Source organism: Actinomadura coerulea (assembly GCF_014208105.1).
In the GTDB taxonomy this organism is placed as follows: Bacteria; Actinomycetota; Actinomycetes; order Streptosporangiales; family Streptosporangiaceae; genus Spirillospora; species Spirillospora coerulea.
Genome location: NZ_JACHMQ010000001.1, coordinates 8,056,140 through 8,075,960, shown reverse-complemented (window position 1 = coordinate 8,075,960; position 19,821 = coordinate 8,056,140). Strand labels below are relative to the sequence as shown.

21 protein-coding genes are annotated in these 19,821 nt (G+C 72.5%); 5 read left to right on the top strand and 16 right to left on the bottom strand.

The features are described 5' to 3' along the window. The first annotated feature begins 31 nt into the window (after window positions 1-31). From BKA00_RS37600 to BKA00_RS37590, 3 genes are all read left to right on the top strand, one after another. Window positions 32-211, top strand: coding sequence for a DUF6104 family protein (locus BKA00_RS37600; RefSeq protein WP_185033269.1), 180 nt, complete (start codon window positions 32-34; stop codon window positions 209-211). 146 nt (window positions 212-357) lie between these two features. Continuing rightward, window positions 358-1,179, top strand: coding sequence for a DUF4097 family beta strand repeat-containing protein (locus tag BKA00_RS37595; protein WP_185033266.1), 822 nt, complete (start codon window positions 358-360; stop codon window positions 1,177-1,179). A 4-nt stretch (window positions 1,180-1,183) separates the two neighbouring features. After that, entirely contained in the window at window positions 1,184-1,906 is a 723-nt protein-coding gene (locus tag BKA00_RS37590; RefSeq protein ID WP_185033265.1) for a PadR family transcriptional regulator, read from the top strand. A gap of 42 nt (window positions 1,907-1,948) precedes the next feature. Here BKA00_RS37590 and BKA00_RS37585 read toward each other — a convergent pair whose 3' ends face one another. The 4 genes from BKA00_RS37585 to BKA00_RS37570 all read right to left on the bottom strand — a co-directional run bounded on the left by BKA00_RS37585 (window position 1,949) and on the right by BKA00_RS37570 (window position 5,641). Then, window positions 1,949-2,917, bottom strand: a complete 969-nt coding sequence (locus BKA00_RS37585; protein ID WP_185033263.1) for a zinc-binding dehydrogenase — start codon at window positions 2,915-2,917, stop codon at window positions 1,949-1,951. 78 nt (window positions 2,918-2,995) lie between these two features. Next, complete coding sequence (locus BKA00_RS37580; RefSeq protein ID WP_185035349.1) at window positions 2,996-3,748, bottom strand: amino acid ABC transporter ATP-binding protein; 753 nt, start codon at window positions 3,746-3,748, stop codon at window positions 2,996-2,998. 65 nt (window positions 3,749-3,813) lie between these two features. Continuing rightward, window positions 3,814-4,725, bottom strand: coding sequence for an amino acid ABC transporter permease (locus tag BKA00_RS37575; protein ID WP_185033261.1), 912 nt, complete (start codon window positions 4,723-4,725; stop codon window positions 3,814-3,816). A 4-nt stretch (window positions 4,726-4,729) separates the two neighbouring features. Next, window positions 4,730-5,641, bottom strand: coding sequence for an ABC transporter substrate-binding protein (locus BKA00_RS37570; protein WP_185033259.1), 912 nt, complete (start codon window positions 5,639-5,641; stop codon window positions 4,730-4,732). Between the two features lie 358 nt (window positions 5,642-5,999). Between BKA00_RS37570 and BKA00_RS37565 the strand changes: the two genes are divergently transcribed. Further along, window positions 6,000-7,190, top strand: coding sequence for an NAD(P)-dependent malic enzyme (locus BKA00_RS37565; RefSeq protein WP_276530151.1), 1,191 nt, complete (start codon window positions 6,000-6,002; stop codon window positions 7,188-7,190). A 60-nt stretch (window positions 7,191-7,250) separates the two neighbouring features. Here the strand turns inward: BKA00_RS37565 and BKA00_RS37560 are convergent, their stop codons facing one another. The 6 genes from BKA00_RS37560 to sodX form a co-directional block, all read right to left on the bottom strand. Beyond that, window positions 7,251-7,907, bottom strand: coding sequence for a response regulator transcription factor (locus tag BKA00_RS37560; RefSeq protein ID WP_185033257.1), 657 nt, complete (start codon window positions 7,905-7,907; stop codon window positions 7,251-7,253). Continuing rightward, entirely contained in the window at window positions 7,904-9,061 is a 1,158-nt protein-coding gene (locus BKA00_RS37555; protein WP_185033255.1) for a sensor histidine kinase, read from the bottom strand. Before BKA00_RS37555 ends, BKA00_RS37560 begins: the two co-directional genes overlap by 4 nt. 80 nt (window positions 9,062-9,141) lie before the next feature. Continuing rightward, a complete protein-coding gene (locus BKA00_RS37550) occupies window positions 9,142-9,606 on the bottom strand; it encodes a metal transporter (RefSeq protein WP_185033253.1) in 465 nt (154 codons plus the stop codon). Window positions 9,607-9,691: 85 nt separating this feature from the next. Further along, window positions 9,692-10,711: an ABC transporter permease subunit gene (locus tag BKA00_RS37545; protein WP_185033251.1), complete on the bottom strand. Its 1,020-nt coding sequence runs from the start codon at window positions 10,709-10,711 to the stop codon at window positions 9,692-9,694. Then, window positions 10,708-11,598 carry an ABC transporter ATP-binding protein gene (locus BKA00_RS37540; RefSeq protein WP_185033250.1) on the bottom strand — a complete coding sequence of 297 codons (891 nt, stop codon included), beginning with the start codon at window positions 11,596-11,598 and terminating at the stop codon, window positions 10,708-10,710. The genes BKA00_RS37545 and BKA00_RS37540 overlap by 4 nt, the downstream gene beginning before the upstream one ends. 114 nt (window positions 11,599-11,712) lie before the next feature. After that, window positions 11,713-12,108 carry a nickel-type superoxide dismutase maturation protease gene (gene sodX, locus BKA00_RS37535; protein WP_185033248.1) on the bottom strand — a complete coding sequence of 132 codons (396 nt, stop codon included), beginning with the start codon at window positions 12,106-12,108 and terminating at the stop codon, window positions 11,713-11,715. A gap of 183 nt (window positions 12,109-12,291) precedes the next feature. On the opposite strand from sodX, the gene sodN reads away from it, so the two are divergent. Beyond that, complete coding sequence (gene sodN, locus BKA00_RS37530; protein WP_185033246.1) at window positions 12,292-12,693, top strand: superoxide dismutase, Ni; 402 nt, start codon at window positions 12,292-12,294, stop codon at window positions 12,691-12,693. A gap of 72 nt (window positions 12,694-12,765) precedes the next feature. Here the strand turns inward: sodN and BKA00_RS37525 are convergent, their stop codons facing one another. From BKA00_RS37525 to BKA00_RS37500, 6 genes are read right to left on the bottom strand one after another with little or no spacing between them, the layout of a single operon-like run. Further along, complete coding sequence (locus BKA00_RS37525; protein ID WP_185033244.1) at window positions 12,766-13,125, bottom strand: hypothetical protein; 360 nt, start codon at window positions 13,123-13,125, stop codon at window positions 12,766-12,768. 39 nt (window positions 13,126-13,164) lie between these two features. Continuing rightward, entirely contained in the window at window positions 13,165-13,641 is a 477-nt protein-coding gene (locus BKA00_RS37520; RefSeq protein WP_185033243.1) for a GNAT family N-acetyltransferase, read from the bottom strand. 10 nt (window positions 13,642-13,651) lie between these two features. After that, window positions 13,652-14,887: an enolase C-terminal domain-like protein gene (locus BKA00_RS37515; protein ID WP_185033241.1), complete on the bottom strand. Its 1,236-nt coding sequence runs from the start codon at window positions 14,885-14,887 to the stop codon at window positions 13,652-13,654. A gap of 17 nt (window positions 14,888-14,904) precedes the next feature. Then, on the bottom strand, window positions 14,905-17,991 hold the full coding sequence (locus BKA00_RS37510) for a glycoside hydrolase family 38 N-terminal domain-containing protein (protein ID WP_185033239.1): 3,087 nt from the start codon (window positions 17,989-17,991) through the stop codon (window positions 14,905-14,907). A gap of 31 nt (window positions 17,992-18,022) precedes the next feature. Further along, window positions 18,023-18,853 (bottom strand): carbohydrate ABC transporter permease, encoded by an 831-nt coding sequence (locus BKA00_RS37505; RefSeq protein ID WP_185033237.1) that lies wholly within the window; start codon window positions 18,851-18,853, stop codon window positions 18,023-18,025. Next, entirely contained in the window at window positions 18,850-19,821 is a 972-nt protein-coding gene (locus BKA00_RS37500; protein WP_185033235.1) for a carbohydrate ABC transporter permease, read from the bottom strand. Before BKA00_RS37500 ends, BKA00_RS37505 begins: the two co-directional genes overlap by 4 nt.

Genomic DNA, 19,821 nt, shown 5'->3' with positions numbered 1-19,821 from the left:
GGGCCCTCGGCGTCCATGGGGAGGGGACGCGATGTACTTCACCGACCGCGGCATCGAGGAGCTGGCGGACCGGCGCGGCGCCGAGGAGGTCAGCCTGGAGTGGCTGGCGGGCCGGTTGCGCGAGTTCGTGGACCTGAACCCCGAGTTCGAGACCCCCGTCGACCGCCTCGCCACCTGGCTCGCGCGCCTCGACGACGAGGAGGACGACTGACCGCGGAGCGGAGGGCGCCGGCGGGTCCCTCCGGGAGGTCCGGGGGTCCGCCCTCCGGAGGCTGAACGCGATATGTCTTGACTTCCCGGAAACGCGACATATCGTGATAACCGACGGCACGCCTCCTGGACGAAGGGCACATCGTGATGTCGCGCTGGACGATCGACGAACCCACCACCCTCGACTTCGACGGCGTGGTCGCGCTGCGGGTCACGCTGATCGCGGGCAGCGTCTCGGTGCTCGCCTCCGACGAGCGCCCCTCGGTCATGGTCGGCGGCGTCGAGGGGCCGCCGCTGGTGGTCACGCACGAGGCGGGGATGCTGACCGTCACCCACGAGAAGCTCTGGGAGGGCGTGCTCGGCTGGCTGCGCAACCAGAAGGTCCGCGCGGAGATCACCGTGACCGTCCCGCGCGACTGCCCGGTCAGCCTCAACCTGGTGTCGGCGGACGCGGTGGTGACCGGCACGACGGCCCGCACGTCGATCAAGAGCGCCTCGGGCGGGGTGACGCTCGACGGAGTGGCGGGCGCGATCGACGCCAACACGGTCTCCGGCGCGGTCGAGGCGCAGGGCCTGGACGGGACGGTGTCGTTCACCTCCGTGTCCGGCGACCTGACGCTCGCCGGCGCGTCCGTCGAGCGGCTGGCGGCCCGCACGGTCAGCGGCCGCGTCGCCGCCGACGTCGACCTGTCGGGCAGCGGGGGCGTCGAGGTGAACACGGTCTCGGGCGAGGTCGCGCTGCGCGTCCCGGCGTCCACGGGCGCGCAGGTGACGCTGAACTCGGCCGCCGGGCGGATCGAGACGCCCTTCCCGCTCGACCGGCAGGAGCGTGCCGTCTCGCGCTCCGTCAGCGGGAAGATGGGGGACGGCTCGGGGCGGGTCGCGGTCAACACGGTGTCCGGCACGATCGCCCTCCTCGGCCGCGACGACGACGCCCCCGAGATCACCACACCCCGAATGGAGAAGTGACGACGTGAGCCCCGTCTTCGGCCACGGTCGCCTGCGGCTGTACCTGCTCAAGCTGCTGGAGGAGAGCCCGCGGCACGGCTACGAGGTGATCCGGCTCCTGCAGGACCGGTTCCTCGGGGTGTACTCGCCCTCCCCCGGCACGATCTACCCGCGGCTGGCCCGGCTGGAGGCCGAGGGCCTGGTCACCCATGAGGTGGTCAAGGGCAAGAAGGTGTACTCGCTGACCGACAAGGGACGCGAGGAGCTGGAGCGCCGGATGGACGAGCTGGCCGAGCTGGAGGAGGAGATCGCCGCCTCGGCGCAGGAGTTCGCGCGCGGCGTGCAGGAGGACGTCCGCCAGACCGTGCGGACGCTGCGCGAGGAGCTGACGCAGGCCGCCCGGACGATGCGCGACCAGGGCAAGACCACGTCCAAGGACGCGTGGAAGGAGACCACCGAGCGCCAAAAGGACGAGTGGCGCCGGCAGAAGGAGCACTGGCGGGAGCAGACGCAGGCGTGGAAGGAGGAGTGGCGGCAGAACTGGGACGACGCCTGGAAGACCGCGACGGGGACCCGCGAGGACGTCGCCCGCCTCAAGCTGGAGCGCCTGCTGCGCGGGTTCGTCGAGGACGTCCGCGGGTCCGCGAAGAGCGCCCGGTTGGACGACGACGGCCTCGCCGCGGCGCAGGCCGTCCTCGACGAGGCGCGCGAGCGGCTGCGGAAGGAGATCTTCGACCGGGAGCCGTGACCGGGGCGTCCCGGCCACGGGCTCCCGCACGGCGTCACGGCGTCACGGCGTGAAGACGATCTTGCCGAAGAGGTCGCCCTCGGCCATCGCGGCGAAGCCCTCCTCCGCCCGGCCGAGCGGCAGGACCCGGTCGATCTGCGGGCGCACGCCGGTCTTGACCAGGAACCGCGCGAGCCGCTCCAGCTGGTCGCGGGTCCCCATGGTGGAGCCGACGATCTGTAGCTGGAGGAAGAACACGCGGTTCAGCTCGGCGGGCGGCACCTGGCCGCTGGTCGCGCCGGACACCACGACGCGCCCGCCGGGGCGCAGCGACTTCAGCGAGTGCGACCAGGTCGCCTGGCCGACGGTCTCGATCACGGCGTCGACCCGCTCGGGCAGCCGCGCGCCCGTCTCGAAGGCGGCGTCCGCCCCGATCTCCTCGGCGCGCCTGCGCTTGGCCTCGCTGCGGCTGGTCGCGTAGACGCGGTACCCGGCGGCGGCCGCCAGCGTGATCGCCGCGGTCGCGACGCCCCCGCCCGCGCCCTGCACCAGCACGGACCCGCCGGGCTGGAGCCCGGCCTTGCCGAACAGCATCCGGTACGCGGTGAGCCACGCGGTCGGCAGGCAGGCCGCCTCCTCGAACGACAGCCCGGCCGGTTTGGGGACGAGGTTGCGGCGAGGCACCGCCACCTTCTCCGCGAGCGTCCCGGGGTGGACCTCCGACAGCAGCGACCGCTTGGGGTCGAGGGTCTCGTCGCCGCCGCCCCGGTCCGGGTCGCCGATCACCGAGTGCACGATGACCTCGTTGCCGTCCTCGTCCACCCCGGCCGCGTCACCGCCGAGGATCATGGGGAGCCGGTCGGCGGGCAGGCCGACGCCCTTCAGCGACCACAGGTCGTGGTGGTTGAGCGCGGCGGCCTTCACCGTGACGGTCGTCCAGCCGTCCGGTACCTCGGGATCGGGCCGCTCCCCGAGCGTGAGCCCGTTCAGCGGATGGTCTGCGTCGATCTGTGTGGCCGTGACAGCGAACATGAACGCACACTAACCGCCGGCCGGCGAGCGGAACGGCCCGCCCCCGGGCGTGTCGGGGACGGGCCGCTCGGCCGGGCGTCACAGCACCTTGGAAAGGAAGTCCTGGGTGCGGGGGTGCTTGGGGTTCGCGAGGACCTCCCGGGGAGTGCCCTCCTCCACCACGACGCCGCCGTCCATGAAGACCAGCGAGTCGCCGACCTCGCGGGCGAAGCCCATCTCGTGGGTGACCACGACCATGGTCATGCCGTCGAGGGCGAGCTGCTTCATGACCTCCAGGACCTCGCCGACGAGCTCGGGGTCCAGCGCGGAGGTCGGCTCGTCGAACAGCATCAGCGCGGGCTCCATGGCGAGGGCCCGCGCGATCGCGACCCGCTGCTGCTGCCCGCCGGACAGCTGCGCCGGGTAGCTGTTCACCTTGTCGCCGAGCCCGACGCGGGTGAGCAGGGCGACGGCCCGCTCCCTGGCCTGCGCCTTCGGCTGCCTCTTCACCCGCACCGGCGCCTCCATGACGTTCTCCAGCGCCGTCATGTGGGGGAAGAGGTTGAACCGCTGGAAGACCATGCCGATCTCGCGGCGCTGGGCGGCGACCTCCCGGTCGCGCAGCTCGTAGAGCTTGCCGCCCTTCTCCCGGTAGCCGACGAGGTGGCCGTTCACCCACAGCCGCCCCGCGTTGATCTTCTCCAGGTGGTTGACGCAGCGCAGGAACGTCGACTTGCCCGACCCGGACGGGCCGACGACGCACATCACCTCGCCGGGCTTGACCTCCAGGTCGATGCCCTTCAGCACCTCCAGGCGTCCGAACGACTTGTGCACCGCCTCGGCCTTGACCATCAGCCCGCCGCTCGCGGACTCCGGGACGCCGGCCGGGGCGTCGCCCACGATGTCCTCGCCTCCGCTCACTGGCCGCCTCCTCCGCCGCGGAAGCGGAGCCGCTGCCTGGCCTCCGCCCCCTTGCTGGTGCCCCTGCTGTAGTACCGCTCCAGGTAGTGCTGCCCGATCATCATGAGCGAGGAGATGAGCAGGTACCACAGGCAGGCCATCACCAGCATCGGAATGATCTTGTACGTGCTGGCGTAGATGGTCTGCGCGGTGAAGGTCAGCTCCGAGTACGGGACGGCCACGACGAGCGAGGTGTTCTTCAGCATCGAGATCGCCTCGTTGCCCGTCGGCGGGACGATGACGCGCATCGACTGCGGCAGCACGATCCGCCGCATCGTCTGCATCCGGGACATGCCGAGCGCGCTCGCGGCCTCCTGCTGGCCCTCGTCCACCGACAGGATGCCGGCCCGGACGATCTCGGCCATGTAGGCGGCCTCGTTGAGGATCAGCCCGAGCGACGCGGCGAGCGCGGCGTTGACCAGCTCCTGCGTCTTCCACGTGTCGAACTCGGGGCCGAAGGGGATGCCGATCCCGACCGTGGGGAACAGCGAGCCGATCGCGCCCCAGATGAGCAGCTGCGTGTAGAGCGGCGTGCCGCGGAAGAACCACAGGTACACCCAGGCGGCGCCGCTCAGCAGGGGGTTGGCCGACAGCCGCATCAGGGCGAGCCCGATGCCGAGCACGACGGCGCCGACCATGGCGGCGAGGGTGAGCCAGATGGTGTTCCGGACGCCCTTGAGCACCGGATCCGAGAAGAGGTACTTCCACTGCTCCGACCAGTCGAGCGCCTTGCTGGTCAGGAGGAAGTGGATGAACATGGCGACCAGCACGAGGACGACCGCCGCCCCGAGCCAGCGCCCCGGATGCCGGACGGGGACGGCCTTGATCGCCTCAGGCCGCCCCTTGCCGGCGTCGTTGTCGACCGTCATGCGATCAGCTCTGCGCCCCGTTGATCTTCGGATCCGTGATCGCGCCGCTCTCCACCCCGGCGTCGGTGAGGATCTTCTTGTAGGTGCCGTCGGCGATCAGCGCCTTCAGCGCGCCCTGGACGGCCTCCTTGAGCTGGCCGGAGTTCTTGCCGATCGCGTACCCGTAGGGCGCGGTGTCGTAGGTCTGGCCGATGATCTCCAGCTTGCCGCCGGTCTTCTTCACCGCGTCGCCGACGATGGGCGAGTCGGCGGCCATGCCGTCGACCTTGCCCGCGACGAGGTCGTTGTTGACCTCGGTCTGCTGCTTGCGGACGACGCTCTTGATGGCCGGCTTGCCCGCGTCGGTGCACTTCTTGCTGCGCGCCGCGAGGTCGTCGACCTGCACGGTGCCCTGCTGGACGCCGATCGACTTGCCGCAGGCGTCGTCGGGGTTGACGCCCTTCGGGTTGCCCTTCAGCACGGCCCAGGTCGTTCCGGCCGAGTAGTAGGTGACGAAGTCGACGGCCCCCTCGCGCTCCTTGGTGTCGGTGAAGGAGGAGACGCCCGCCTCGTACTTGCCGGACTGGACGCCGGGGATGATCGTGTCGAAGCCCGCGTTGCTGTACTGGGTCTTCAGGCCGAGCTTGGCCGCGACGGCGTTGAAGAGGTCGACGTCCCATCCGACGATCTTCTGGGAGGCCGGGTCGACGGACTCGTTGGGCGGGTACGAGGCGTCCGTGCCGATCGAGAGCTTCCCGTCGCTCTTGATCGCGGCCGGGACCATCGCCGCGAGCTTGCTGTCCACGCTCGTGTTCGAGGCCGCGGAGCCCGAGTCGCCGGAGTCGTTGCTGTCGCCGCATGCGGACAGCGCGAGCGCGCCCGTCAGTACGAGCGCGCTCGCCGCGAGGGCGCGGCGGCGCAGAGAACCGGTGGTCACTGGTCCCCCTCCTGGTGGTTTCGTCGGATCCGCGTAGATCCGAAGGTCAGGTGCATAGTTTGGCGCACAACGTCCCTGATCTGGATAAAGGGTGCGAAACAATCACGCAACGAGGCGAACCCGGATCCGCCAGCGCTCAAGGGGTATGCCCTACGCAACGCGACCGACCCACCACCGTGTGGGCACGGTCACGTGACGGTCACCACCCACCCCGGCCCCCGGGCGGGCCCGACCCCCTGTGGCACAATCAGACAACGGGTGACCCCCGTGCGTCGCGAGATCCACCGGGTGACCGGCCACACCACACCACCACGCGGCGGCATCTCAAGAAAGCCAACTTTCACAGACAGGGGTCGCTGTGGCTGCTGAGCCCATTCCCACTGAACCACCCTCACTGGACGACGATCCGGCCTTCCCGCTGCACCGCGGCGGCAAGCTGGAGATGCGCTCGACCATTCCCGTCCGCAACAAGGACGACCTCTCGCTGGCCTACACGCCGGGCGTCGCCCGCGTGTGCACCGCCATCGCCGACAACCCCGAGCTCGCCTACGAGTACACCTGGACCTCCAAGGTCGTCGCCGTCGTGACCGACGGCACCGCGGTGCTCGGGCTCGGCGACATCGGCCCGGCGGCGTCCATGCCCGTCATGGAGGGCAAGTCGCTGCTGTTCAAGGAGTTCGCGAACGTCGACTCCGTGCCGATCGCGCTGAACTGCACGGACGTGGACGAGATCGTCGACACCGTGATCCGGATGGCCCCGAGCTTCGGCGGCATCAACCTGGAGGACATCAGCGCCCCCCGCTGCTTCGAGATCGAGGACCGGCTGCGCGCCGCCCTCGACATCCCCGTCTTCCACGACGACCAGCACGGCACCGCGATCGTGGCGCTCGCCGCCCTCACCAACGCGGCGCGCTTCGTCGGCAAGCCGCTGTCGGAACTGCGCGCGGTCGTGGCGGGCGCGGGCGCGTCCGGCATCGCGGTCTCGCAGATCCTGATCGAGGCGGGCATCGGCGACATCGCCCTGTCCGACAGCAAGGGCATCATCCACGAGGGGCGCGACGGCCTGAACCCCGTCAAGGAGCGCATCGCCGCGATCACCAACCGCTCGCACCTGAAGGGCTCCACGGAGGAGGCGCTGCGCGGCGCCGACGTGTTCATCGGCCTGTCCGGCAGCACCGTCCACGAGTCGTGCGTCGCCACGATGTCGGACAGCGCGATCGTCTTCGCCCTCTCCAACCCGACCCCCGAGGTCCACCCCGAGGTCGCCCGCCGGCACGCCAAGGTCGTCGCGACCGGCCGCAGCGACTTCCCGAACCAGATCAACAACGTGCTGGCCTTCCCCGGCATCTTCCGCGGCGCGCTGGACGTCCGGGCCCACACGATCACCGAGGGGATGAAGCTGGCGGCGGCGAACGCCCTGGCCGGCATCGTCGGCGACGACCTGACCGCCGACTACGTCGTCCCCGGCCCGTTCGACGACCGCGTCGCCCCGGCCGTCACGGCCGCGGTGGCCGCCAAGGCCCGCGAGGAGGGCGTCGCCCGCGTCTGACGCTCCCGGCGGCCCGTGTTCCACTCCCGGAACACGGGCCGCAGGGCCGTCAGGCCCTCGTCAGGACGGGTCGACGTGGTTGTTCTCCCAGGCCCAGGTGACGATCCCGACCCGGTTGCGCACCCCCAGTTTGCTCTGGATGCCCGACAGGTGACTCTTGACGGTGCTGAGCGAGATGAACAGCTCGGCCGCGATCTCCTGGTTGGTGCGGCCGCGCGCCAGGGCCCGGACGACCTCGAGTTCGCGGTCCGACAGGGGCGGGGGCCGAACGGCGCGCGGCGGGGCCGCGGCGGCCGCCAGGTGCCGCAGCAGCCGGACGGTGACGGCGGGCGAGACCAGCGCCTCGCCGTTGCGGGCGGCGCGGACCGCCTCGACGAGCAGCGCGGGCCCGGCGTCCTTGAGGACGAAGCCGACCGCGCCGCCGCGCAGCGCCCCGTACACGTACTCGTCCAGGTCGAACGTGGTGACCACGACGACCCGCATCGGGTCGGGCACTTTCGGCCCGGCCAGCGCGCGGGTCACCGCGATGCCGTCGAGCCGGGGCATCCTGATGTCCACCAGGCACACGTCCGGGCGCAGCCGCCGCGCCAGGTCGACCGCCTCGGCCCCGTCGGCCGCCTCCCCGACGACGCTGATGTCGGGCTGGTCCTCCAGGATCAGCCGCAGCCCGCGGCGGACCATCGCCTGGTCGTCGGCGATGAGGACGGAGATGGTCACCGGGACCGCCCCGCGGGGACGGGCAGGGCGGCCCGCACGGACCAGCCGCCGCCGCCGGGCCGCGGTCCGGCGCGCAGCGAGCCCCCCAGCGACTCGACGCGTTCGCGCATGCCGATCAGTCCGTAACCGCCGCGATGCGGGTGCCGGGCCGGGGAGTCCGGGGCGTCGTCGGCGATCTCGACGGTGACGCCCTCCGGGCCCTGCCCGACGGTGACCGTGACGGACCGGGCCCCGGGTGCGTGCCGCAGCACGTTCGTCAACGCCTCCCGGGCGACGCGGTACACGGTGGTCGTCACCTCCGGCGGCCATGCGTCGTCCGCGAGCCCGTCCGGCAGGCTCAGCCGCACCTCCGGGCCCTGCCCGCGGAAACGCTCCACCAGCGCGCCGAGGCGCTCCGGCCCGGGGGACGCGGGCGCCGCGTCGTCGGCGTCGCGCAGCAGCCCGACGACCCGCCGCATCGCGGCCAGGGCCTCGGTGCCCGCGGCCTCCATCTCGCCGAGGTACCCGCTCACCTGCTCCGGGTTCCGCCGCGCGACGACCTGGGCGCCCTGCGCCTGGAGGACCATGCCCGTGATGTGGTGGGCCACGACGTCGTGCAGTTCCCTGGCGAGCTCCAGCCGCTCGTCCCGGCGGACCCGCCCCGCGCGCCCGCGCGCCCGCGCGTCCAGCAGCCGCACCGCCAGCCCGGCGCCGACGGCGGCCGACCAGACCAGGCCGTCCAGCGCGGTCACCGCCGCGAGGCCGGCGGCGGGCGGGCCCGCGGCGAACTGACCGGCGATGATCACCACTGGTCCGGCGGCCGTGACGGCGGCGGCCGGCGCCGGCGGGAGGCTCCGGATCGCGGAGCCGGTCAGCACCGCCAGCCCGAGGGCCATCGCCGGGCTCGGTTCGGCGGGAAGGTCGGGACCGGCCGCGCGGACGGCGGCGATGGCCGCCGCCGCGAGGCCGAACCCGGCGACCGCCGGCCACAGCGGCCTGCGCAGCCCCAGCAGCGCCGGGACGCACACCGCCGCCGCGGCGACACCGCCCGGCACCCAGTACCAGGGACCCCAGCTCCGCGTGATGGCGACGGCCTGCGCGGTGATCGCCGCGAGGAACACGGCGGCCAGCCCGGCCACGGAGACGCCCCGGCCCCACGCACCCGGATCGGTCATGCGGGCCAGATTATCGACGCACCGTCCGGCGGCCCAGCCGGGCGCGTCCGCGCCCGGCGCGTCCACGTCGCGTCCCATCGCTACCGGACGGGGGCGAACGCGCGAAGCAGCGGCCCCACCACGAGAGCGCCGGCCACCAGGACCGTGGCCAGGGCCGTCGAGGCCGTCGAGGACGTGGGACCCGAGAACCAGGCGAGCGCGACCACTGCGACGCCGCCCGCGGCGACGGCGGCGGCCGTCGGCAGCGGCAGCACTCTGAGCGAGGAGCCGACGAGCACGGCGAGGGCCAGCGCCGCCGCCGGGGACGGCTCCTGCGGCAGGGCGGCGGCCATGGAGACCCCCACCGCACAGGCCGCCACGGCGACGCCCGCGGCCGCGGGCCAGGCGCCTCGCCGCCGGACCAGCGCCAGCCCGCACATCACCACCGCGACGGCGGTGGTGTAGAGCCAGGAGGCGCCGCCCCAGCTGCGGATGAGCATGAACGCCGTGAGGGCGATGCCCAGGGCGAACACCACGCCCAGCCCCGCGTTGACCAGCGCGTCCATTTTCGCCGGAGACCCGCCGGAACCATTCTGATGACTGTTCGCAAGCGACATGAGAGACCTGGTTTCGCTGTCGGGAATCGTCGCTTCACGCACGCCGGACGCGCCGCAGCGAAACGGCGGTGAGGAGTGCGCAGGCCAATAGGTACAACCCTGTTTCGGCCAGCTGGAAGCTCCAGTAGCGGCCGCTGGGCTGGTATTCGACGTCGACGTGGAGGTCGAGGGCGGACAGGCACACGGCGGTGTCGCCGAACGTTCCGCCCGCGCCGGTCTTCGCCGGGGTGTCGAGACACGCGTTGAACTTGCTCGCGCTGAGCGTCCGTCCGTCCCGGGTGCGCAGCGGGCTGGTCTCGCTGATCCACGCGTCCGGTGCGCCGGGCACCTGCAGCCCCCCGATGACGGGGGCGCCGGTGATACTGCCCAGGTTCCTGGCCTGGTTGACGGTCTGCGCCGTCATCGGCAGGGACGTCTTCTCGGACGGCATGAGGTGCGGTCGCACCAGGTTCGGCACCGCGAACTGGACGACGAGGAAGAGGGCGCCCGTGACGGCCATCGCCGGAAGCGTCCGGCGGACGAGCAGGCCGACGGTGGTGCCGAGGGCGAAGGAGAGGAGGGCGTAGCCGATCGGGGCGATGTTGCGGGCGCCGAACTCGATCGTCCCGAACCGGTCGGCGGCGACCTCGTCGTACGGGGAGGCGGCCCAGGTGAGCAGCAGCGCGGCCAGGCCCGTCAGGACCATCGCGGCCAGGCCGACGAACGCCATCCTGCCGATCAGCCAGCGGCCGCGCGTCACGCTCTGGTTCCACACCAGCCGGTGGGTGCCGAGTTCCAGTTCCCGGGCGATGAGCGGTGCTCCCCAGAACACGCCGATGACGACGGCGATCAGCTGGAGCCCGGCGGCCAGGAACAGCAGCGTGTTCCGGTAGGCGCCCTGGAACTGGACGGCGGCCTGCGCGCAGGCGGCGGCGTCGCCGCACCGGGACCGGTAGGCGTCGTGCGCGTCCCGGATGTCCATGCCCAGGTACAGCAGATAGGCGGCGATCAGGACGAGCCCGGCCGCGCCGGCGATCGCCTGGAGGCGGAACTGGCGCCAGTTCAACCAGATCATCGTGCTCCCTCCCGGACCTGGGCGGCGGGCGCGCCCGCCCGCGACATGTACGCGAGCACCAGCTCTTCGAGCGTGACGGGCCCGGCCCGGAACGGAAGCTCCGACGCCGGAAGCCCGGTGCGCACCACCGCGCCGCCGTGCTCCTCGCGGACGACCTCGACCCCCGCAGGCAGGGGCCCGGGGCCGCCGCCGGGCGCGGCCAGCCGGTGATGGCGGGCCAGCAGGTCACGGACGTCGCCGGCCACCTGGACCCGCGAGTCGCACAGCACGATGAGGTAGTCGCAGACCTGCTCGATGTCGCCGAGCAGGTGCGAGGACAGCACGGCACTGGCGCCGAGCTCCGCGACGAACTCCATCAGGTTCGCCAGGAACCCCTGGCGCGCCAGCGGGTCCAGCGCGGCGGCCGGCTCGTCGAAGATCAGCAGTTCGGGCCGCTTGGCGGCGGCGACGGTCAGCGCCAGCTGCGCGCGCTGACCGCCCGACAGCCGTCCCGCCTTCTGGTTCGGGTTCAGCCCGACCTGCCCGATGCGCCGTTCGGCCAGCCCCTGGTCCCAGGACGGGTTCAGGCGCGCCCCAAGGCGCAGGTGGTCGGCCACGCTGAACGACGGGTACACCGGCGTGTTCTGCGCCACGAACCCGACTTTGGCCAGGTGCGCGGCGCTCGCCGCCGGGCGGGACCCCAGAACGCGGAGCGAGCCCGACGTCGGCTCCAGCAGTCCGCAGGCCAGGTTCAGCAGCGTCGACTTGCCGGCCCCGTTGGGACCCACCAGGCCCACGACGCGACCGGCCGGAACGCGCAGATCGACGTCGCTCAGCGCCTCCCGGCGTCCGTACCTTTTCGTCAGTCCCTCGGCGTGCAGCATCGGGACCGGATCTTCAAGTGGCATGACGGCATCGTCGTCGGCGGCGCCGCCTCGGGGCACCGACCCAAAGCACGGTTCACGCCGGCGGTGGTCGTACTTTCGGCCGGTTCGGCCCCGGCTCCGCGGGACGCGGGCGGCTCAGGTCTTCGCGTCCCGTCGCGGGATCAGGCGCGGGAGGGGCCAGTAGCGGGCGATGACGCGTCCCCTCACCAGGGCGTCGGGGACGGGGCCGAAGTCCCAGCTGTCCTGGCGGCCCGGGGCCCGCTGGTTGTCGCTCTCCAGCCACCAGCCGCCAGCGGTTCGGTGCGCGACGCGTTTGACGATGAGCAGGCCGCGCCGCTCCGGGTGCTCGGCCACGACCACGTCGCCCGGGGCGGGACGGGCGCCGTCGCGGACGACGAGCCAGTCCCCCGGCCGCAGGCCCGGGAGCATCGAGTCGCCACTGACCTCCACGACCGCGAGCCTGCGCGCTCCCGCGAGCGCGAGCGCCGCCGCGCCCGCGAGGCCGCACAGCACCGTGGTCCGGGTCCGCATGGTCCTCCTCGTCGGCCCGCATACTTCGCCGGGCGGCGGTCACAAACACTGCTGGAGAGGTTCCGGGCCGGACGGCCCGGGTCTTAGGCCGAATTACCGAGTGCCCTGCCCGGACGGGCCCCGGTGCACAAGGGTAATGTCGGTGACCTGAGCATGATCCGCAACGAGGGAAGGGACTAGCAGGTGTTGCTCAATCTTCTGCGCCCGAAGACCACGGTGTCTGCGCACTGCGACCTGCCGTGCGGCGTCTACGACCCGGCGCAGGCCCGGATCGAGGCCGAGTCCGTGAAGGCGATCTGTGAGAAGTACGCCGCCAACGAGGACCCGGAGTTCCGCGCCCGGGCGATCCTGATCAAGGAGCAGCGCTCGCAGCTGGTCAAGGAGCACCTCTGGGTGCTGTGGACCGACTACTTCAAGCCGCCGCACTTCGAGAAGTACCCGCAGCTGCACCAGCTGTTCAACGAGGCCACCAAGCTCGCCGGGGCGGCCGGCACCAAGGGCAGCATGGACACCAAGGCCGCCGAGGACCTGCTCGCGAAGATCGCCGAAATCGACAAGATCTTCTGGGAGACCAAGCAGGGCTGAGCGCGTCCAGCTCACCGCGAGGGCCGTCCGCTGCCGGACGGCCCTCGCGGCGTGTCAGGGGGCGGCGGCGTGTCAGGGGGCGGCCATCCGGGCGGCGCGGGCCGCCAGGGCGTCCAGGACCGCGGTGCGGCGGTCGCCGGCGCTGATCTCCAGGGCCAGCGCGCCGCCGGTCGCGACGAGGGTGAAGGTGAAGAACGAGCAGCAGCCCGTCTCCCGGGCGGCGAGCTCGGCGGCCCGCGCGGCGGCCCGCGGCTCCGGGCGCAGTTCCATCCGCACCCGGCCCGTCCCGGCGGGCCGCACGGCGGTCACCTCCTCGGCGAACAGGGCGTCGAACTCGGCGACCCGCAACGGCCGCTCGGCCGTCGGCAGCGCGCACGCCTCCGGCGCCCATCCATCGTCGTCCGGCCCGGCCGGAACCCGCTGAAGCTCCATGGACCGACCGTAGGCCCGTACCCCGGTACCGGACGCAAGTCAGCCGCCGGAGCGGGGGGCCCGGGTGAGGGCGTCGCCGGTGAGGCGGTACACCGTCCACTCGTCCTGCGGGCGGGCGCCGAGGGCCTTGTAGAACCCGATCGCCGGCTCGTTCCAGTCGAGGACCGACCACTCGACGCGCCCGTAGCCGCGGTCGTCGGCGACGCGGGCCAGCTCGGTGAGCAGCGCCCTGCCGTAGCCGTGGCCGCGGTACTCCGGCTCGACGAACAGGTCCTCCAGGTAGATGCCGTGCGTGCCGTTCCACGTGGAGAACGAGAGGAACCACACGGCGAACCCGACGACCCGGCCGTCGTGCTCGGCGACGTGGGCGAAGACCCTGGGGTCGTCGCCGAACAGCCGCTCCCGCAGCTGGTCCTCGGTCGCCTTCACCTCGTGGGGGGCGCGCTCGTACTCCGCCAGCTCGCGGATGAGCCGCAATATCTCCGGGACGTCGCCGTCCGTCGCGTAACGAATCACACGTGGCAGGCTAATCGAGCGGCGGCAGTGCGGCGTCGGGATCGGCCCACCGGTCGTTGGGGACGAGCGGGTACCAGCCCGGGCGGCCGGGGTCGCGGTCGTAGGGGTAGCCCCCGAGCTCCCTGTACAGCTCCGCGTACTCGGCCATCTTGTCGCGGTCCAGGCGGACGCCCAGGCCGGGGCCCGACGGTACGGGGATCCTTCCGCCGGAGTACCGCATCGGCCCGCCCTCGATGACGTCGTCGGCGAGGTGGTGGTAGTGCGCGTCGGCGGCGTAGGTGAGGTTGGGCAGGACGGCGCCGAGGTGCAGCATGGTGGCGAGCTGGATGCCGAGCTCCCCGGAGGAGTGGACGGCGACGCCGATCTGGAACGTCTCGCACACCCCGGCGGCCTTCACGCACGCCCGGATGCCGCCCCAGAACGTGGTGTCGAGCAGGACGACGTCCGCGCTGCGGCGCAGCACGTTCGCGGCGAGCTGCTCGAAGTTCACGACGACGGTGTTGGTCGCGAGCGGGACGTTGACGCGCTCGCGGACGAGGCGCAGCCCCTCCAGCCCGAGGACGGGGTCCTCCAGGTAGTCGTTGGGCAGGTCCTCGATGGCCTTCCCGAACCGCAGGCCCTCCTCCAGGCTCAGCACGGAGTTCGGGTCGTAGCGCAGGCGGTCGCCGGGGAACGCGCCGGCCAGCGCCTTGTAGCACTCCAGTTCGTGGCCCGGCGGGAACACCCCGCCCTTCAGCTTGTGGACGGTGAACCCGTGCGCGTCCTTCAGCGCGCGGGCGTGCTCGACGAGCTGCTCGGGGGTGCGGACCTCCGGCGAGCCTCCCGCGCCCGGGTAGCGGTAGAACAGGTAGGACGCGAACGGGACGGAGTCGCGGATGCGTCCGCCGAGCAGGTCGTGCACCGGGACGCCGAGGTGCTGGCCGACGAGGTCGAGGCAGGCGAACTCGATGGCGGCGAGCATCTGGGTGCGGTTGTTGTACAGGCTCGCCGTCGGGTTGGCGATCTTGAAGCGGAGCGCCTCCAGCTCGAACGGGTCGTGGCCCTCCAGGTGCGGGGCGAGGGCCTCGAAGGCGGCCTCGGCGCTCTGCCCGCCGCCGCCCATCTCGCCGAGCCCGACCAGGCCGTTGTCGGCCTCGACCTCGACGATCGTCCGGACGAAGCGGCCCCAGTGCGCGCCGTTGCTGTGCAGGAGGGGGGCCTCCAGCGGCACGGTGACCGTGGTGGCGCGGATACCTGTGATCTTCATGTGTCCCCGATCCGTACTCAACGCCGAACCGTGACGGTGGCGACGCCGCAGGCGGGCAGCCGCACCGTCATGGTGCCGTCCCGGACAGGCAGCTCCGCCGGGTCACGCTCCAGACCGCCGCTCAGTGACGCGCCGGTGGCGCCCGGCACGTGCAGGCCCGTCTCCACGGGTCCCGCGGCGAGGGACTGGAGCCGGACGGCCAGCCCGCCGCCGTCGCGGGCGCGGCCCACGGAGGTGACGAGCACGTCCGGGTCGTCCACGCGCAGGAAGGTCCCCGAATCCGCGGCGGGCATGTCGCCGGTCGCGAGGGTGGCGACGAACGGGTCGGTGATCCCGGCGGCCGTGCGGGCGCCGAGCCGGCGGCCCGAGCCCGCCGCGCCGGACGCGAGCGCGTACCGGAACGTGGTCTCGCCCTGCTGCTGGGACGGGAAGTTGGTGTCCCAGATGTTGTTCAGCGCCCACGAGTAGACGGTGCCGTCCTCGTTGTCGAGCGTGGGCGGGAACGGCGCGTAGGGCATGTGGATGGAGCCGAACTGGACGAGCGGCGCCTCCAGCGTCGCCCACGCGACGGTCAGTTCGGGGTCCTCGAAGGCGACCCAGTGGCGGATCGGGCGCATGTGCTCGGCCGATCCCGGGACGCTCGGGACGCCGGTGCCGCCGACGCCGCCGGTCAGCTCCCACGCGGCGGGCGGGCCGTCCACGGCGAACGGGAACGCGAAGAAGACCGCCTCCTTGGCCGCGGTGGGCTGCTTGCCGAGCTGGAAGCGGACGTCCACGCGCGGCACCCCCGCGTACAGGTCGATCGTCGTGCGCAGCCAGTCGACGCCCTTGCCGTGCAGCTCGACGACGAGCCGCTCCCCGGCGGGGGTCCGGCTGCACTCGGTGACGGTGGCGTGGGTGGCGACGGCACGGTCGCCGAGCATCGTCTTGTCGTGCACGAGCATGTGCCCGGACATGTGGTTGAAGTGGGGCGCGGTCGCGTACCGGTCGTAGACGTACTGCCCGAACCCGGCGACGGCGTCGGCGTTCACCAGCTCGCGGCCGGCGGTCTTGTCGAAGACCGAGCCGATGTGCCCCTCCCTCAGGTCGTAGACGACCCGGTAGAACTCGTTCTCGATCGTGCCGTCGAAGCCGAGGTCGACCGGCTCCGGCGCGCCCGTCCCGGCGCGGACGACGTCCACCCGGACGTGGCCGTGGCCGGGGACGTCCGGCACGACCGCCTCCAGGTGGCGGCCGATGGGGCGGGTGGGCCACTCGTCCGGGTCGACCTCCTCCTCGCGGTGCGGGACGCGTTCGCCGGTGCGGGCGTCCACCAGGGCGACGGGGACGTCCACGGCGACGACGTCGCGGGGCAGGAACGCGCGGGCCACGTCGGTGCGGGCGGCCGTGCCGGGGTTGACGACGAGGAACGAGGCGAGCGCGTCCGGCGCGGCCCCGAACGTCGCGCCGATCCGCCGCGCGCCGGCCTGGAGCAGGTCGAGGGCGTCGTCGTGGGCCTGGTAGCCGACCTGGGACTTGCGGGTCCACTGCAGGCCGCCGGAGTCGCCGCCCTCCTCCGCGTCCTCCCACGGGTTGGCGGCACCCCAGGTGTGCTCGTCGAACAGCGCGGCCCGGTCGTAGGCCTCGTCGATCGCCCTGCCGGCCGACAGGGACGCGCCGGCGCCCTCGCCGCCGCGCTCGTCGGCGAGGGCGTGCAGCGTCTCGGCGGCCCGCAGGACGTTCTGCGCCCGCCGCACGTAGCCGAGCGGCCGGGCGCCGGAGCCGAGGCCGTCGGCCCACCAGTCCGTCCAGTCCCCCTCGTGGGTCTGGAGCCGGTCGCCGTGGTGCTCCTCGACGTACTCGAAGAAGTCGGCGTTGGTGGCCATCCGCAGGCGCGGGTACGCCCAGGTCTCGTTCCACCGGTGCGCGATGTCGGCGGGGACGATCGACGGCCCGGCGTTGTCGGCGTGCGCGCCCTGGACGCGCAGGTGGACGGCGTCCAGGAAGTCGGGGTCCTTGGCGGCGCCGACCTGGCCGGGCGCGGCGTACCAGCCGAACGTGCCGGGCCCGTAGGGGTAGGGCCGGTCGGCGAGGGACCCGAGGTAGCGGGGCAGCAGGTCCTCGGCGAGGTCGTAGCCGTCGACGAGCCCGACGGTGTTGCCCTCCATGTAGGCCATGCCGTGCGGGGTGTCGGTGAACCAGACGATCAGCTCGCCGCCGCCCGGCGAGCGCCACCGGAACGGGCGGGCGAGCCGGTCGCCGCCCGTGATGTACGGGACGGAGCGCCCCGCCCAGTTGTGCGCGGCGGCGAGGTACCGGACGCCGGCCGCGTTGAGGGCGTCGACCGTCCCGACGACCGCGCCCGGGATGTCGGTGTGCATCGCCGACCGGACCTCGATGCCGTGCTCGCGGCGCAGCTGCTCGACGAAGCGGAGCTGCCGGTACAGCTCCTCGGTCGAGCACGCCTCGGTGTGCAGCTGCATCGGGAACGCGGTGACCTCGATGTCGCCCGCGCGGGCCCGCTCGGCGAACTCGGCGACCTGGTCGTCGGGGCGGGTCGCGAGCCACCGCAGCGCGGGCATGGACGACTCGACCGACCAGCGGAACCGCGCGTCGTCCGGCCGCCCGTCGGTCTCGCGCGCCAGCCGCAGCGCCGCGTCGAGGTAGTCGAGGTGGTGCCGCAGGACGGTGCCCTGCGTGTCGGTGTAGCCGATGTCGAGGTGCGAGTGGTGGACGACGAAGACGTTCCACTTGCGCTGCGGGGTGACGTCGAGCGGCGCGGCCCCGACGAGCCCGCCGGAGTCGCGCACCTCCAGGGTGAGGCGGCGGGGGGCGTCCACCTCGGGAACGAGCAGCGTGGCGCCGCCGTCCTCCGCCGTCGCGGACGCGACCTCGGCGTCGCCGTCCTTGAGGACCGCCTCCACCGGGCCCCCGCCGGACAGTGTCAGCCGGACGGCCTGGAGGAGGGCGCCGCCCTCGTCCCGCCTGAACAGCGGCAGCACGGCGGCGCGCACCGACAGCCCGCGCACGGCGAGCACCTCGGTGGAGGTGTCCTGGCGCAGCGCGTCGCGGATCCCGTCGTAGTCGGGCGAGCCGAGGCTCGCCTGCAGCAGGCGACTCGTCATCGTTATGCGTCAATCTCTCTGTCGGGAGCCATCAGAACTGGGCGAGGGTGAGGCCTCGGGTGAACAGGCGCTGGGTCGCGAGGAAGATCGCGACGGTCGGCAGGGAGACCACCAGGCCGGCGGCCAGCGCGATCGGGACCGGCGTCCCGGCGTAGACGTCGGTGGTCAGCGCGGACAGCTCGGCCCACACGGGCCGGACGGCCGGCGACTGCGAGAGCGTCAGGCCGAACAGCAGGTCGTTCCAGACGAAGGTGAACTCCAGGATGAACACCGCGGCGAGGGCCGCGGCCGACAGCGGCAGGTAGATCCGCCAGAAGATCCGGAAGGTGGAGGCGCCGTCCAGCCGGGCCGCCTCGAAGATGGACACGGCGACGTTGCCGAAGAAGTTGCGCATCACCAGCGCGGCCAGCGGCACGTTGACCGCCGAGTAGATGATGATCAGCCCGAGGCGGCCGTCGTACAGCGCCACCTTGCTGTAGCCGACGAACAGCGGCACCAGCAGCATCTGGAACGGCACGACCGTCCCGGCGAAGATGACCACGAACCAGGCGAAGCCGTGCCTGAGCCGCAGCACCACGATCGCGTACCCGGCGAGCGCGCCCATCAGGACGGCCAGCGCGGGCGAGACGACGCTGTACAGCAGCGTGCTGAGCAGGGTGTCGCCGACGGCGGTGCGGTCCCAGGCCTGCGCGATGTTGTCGAACAGGCCGATGGAGGACGGCGGCCTCACGGCGTCCGAGGGGTCGTAGTCGCCCGCGGGCCGCACCGCGTTCGCGACGATCAGGTAGGTGGGGAAGAGCCACACCAGGCCCAGCACCGCCAGCACGGCGCGGCGCACGTGGACGAGTCCGGGTCCGCTCATCGCGGCATCTCCTCCCTGCTCGCCTGGCGGCGCAGGTACACGTACGAGGCCAGGCCCGTGACGGTGGTGAGCAGGACCGCGACCGCCGACCCGTAGCCGTACTCGTTGGCGACGAACACGTCCCGGTACATGGTCACGGCGAGGGTCTCGGATGAGCGTCCGGGACCGCCCTGCGTCATCACCCACACGATGTCGAAGTTCTTCAGGCCGGCGACGAGCGCGAGACCGAAAACCACGGTGGTGATCGGGCGCATCAGCGGCCAGATGACGTGCCGGAACATCGCCCACCCGGACGCGCCGTCGATGCGGGCGGCCTCGATCGGCCCCTTGGGGATCGACTGGAGGCCGACGACGAACAGCAGCATGTTGACGCCGAGCTGCTGCCACGTCCACACCACGATCATGGCGACGGTGTTGCGGGGGCCGTCCTGAAGGAACGCGGTGTCGCCGCCGGGCATCCCGAACAGGGTCAGGACCTGGTTCGCCATCCCGTCCGGCTGGAGGATGAAGCCCCAGATGACGCCGAGGCCGGCGCCCGACATGGCGTACGGGAGCAGGAACGGCAGCCGGAACCAGGCGCCCCGCCTGAGGTCGTAGGACAGGACGGCGACGAGCAGGCCGAGCCCCACCGGCAGGACGACGGTGCCGGCGACCCACAGCAGCGTGTTGCGGATCGAGGTGACGAGCGCGTCGTCCTCAAGGAGCCGTCTGTAGTTGTCGAGGCCCGTGAACTCGGGTGAGGCCAGCCCGTCGTAGCTGGTGAAGCTCAGGTACGCCGTCCACAGGAACGGCAGGTAGAGCAGGACGGCGACGAACAGCACGGCAGGCGAGATGTAGACGTGCCGGAACCGGCCGTGCAGCGCGAACCCCTTGCCGGGGCGGGCGGCGGACGCCCTGCGGCGCCCACCGCCCCCGGGAGGCACCACCGTCAGCTGGGGACGGTCGGCGGTGGCCTTGTGCGTGCTCAT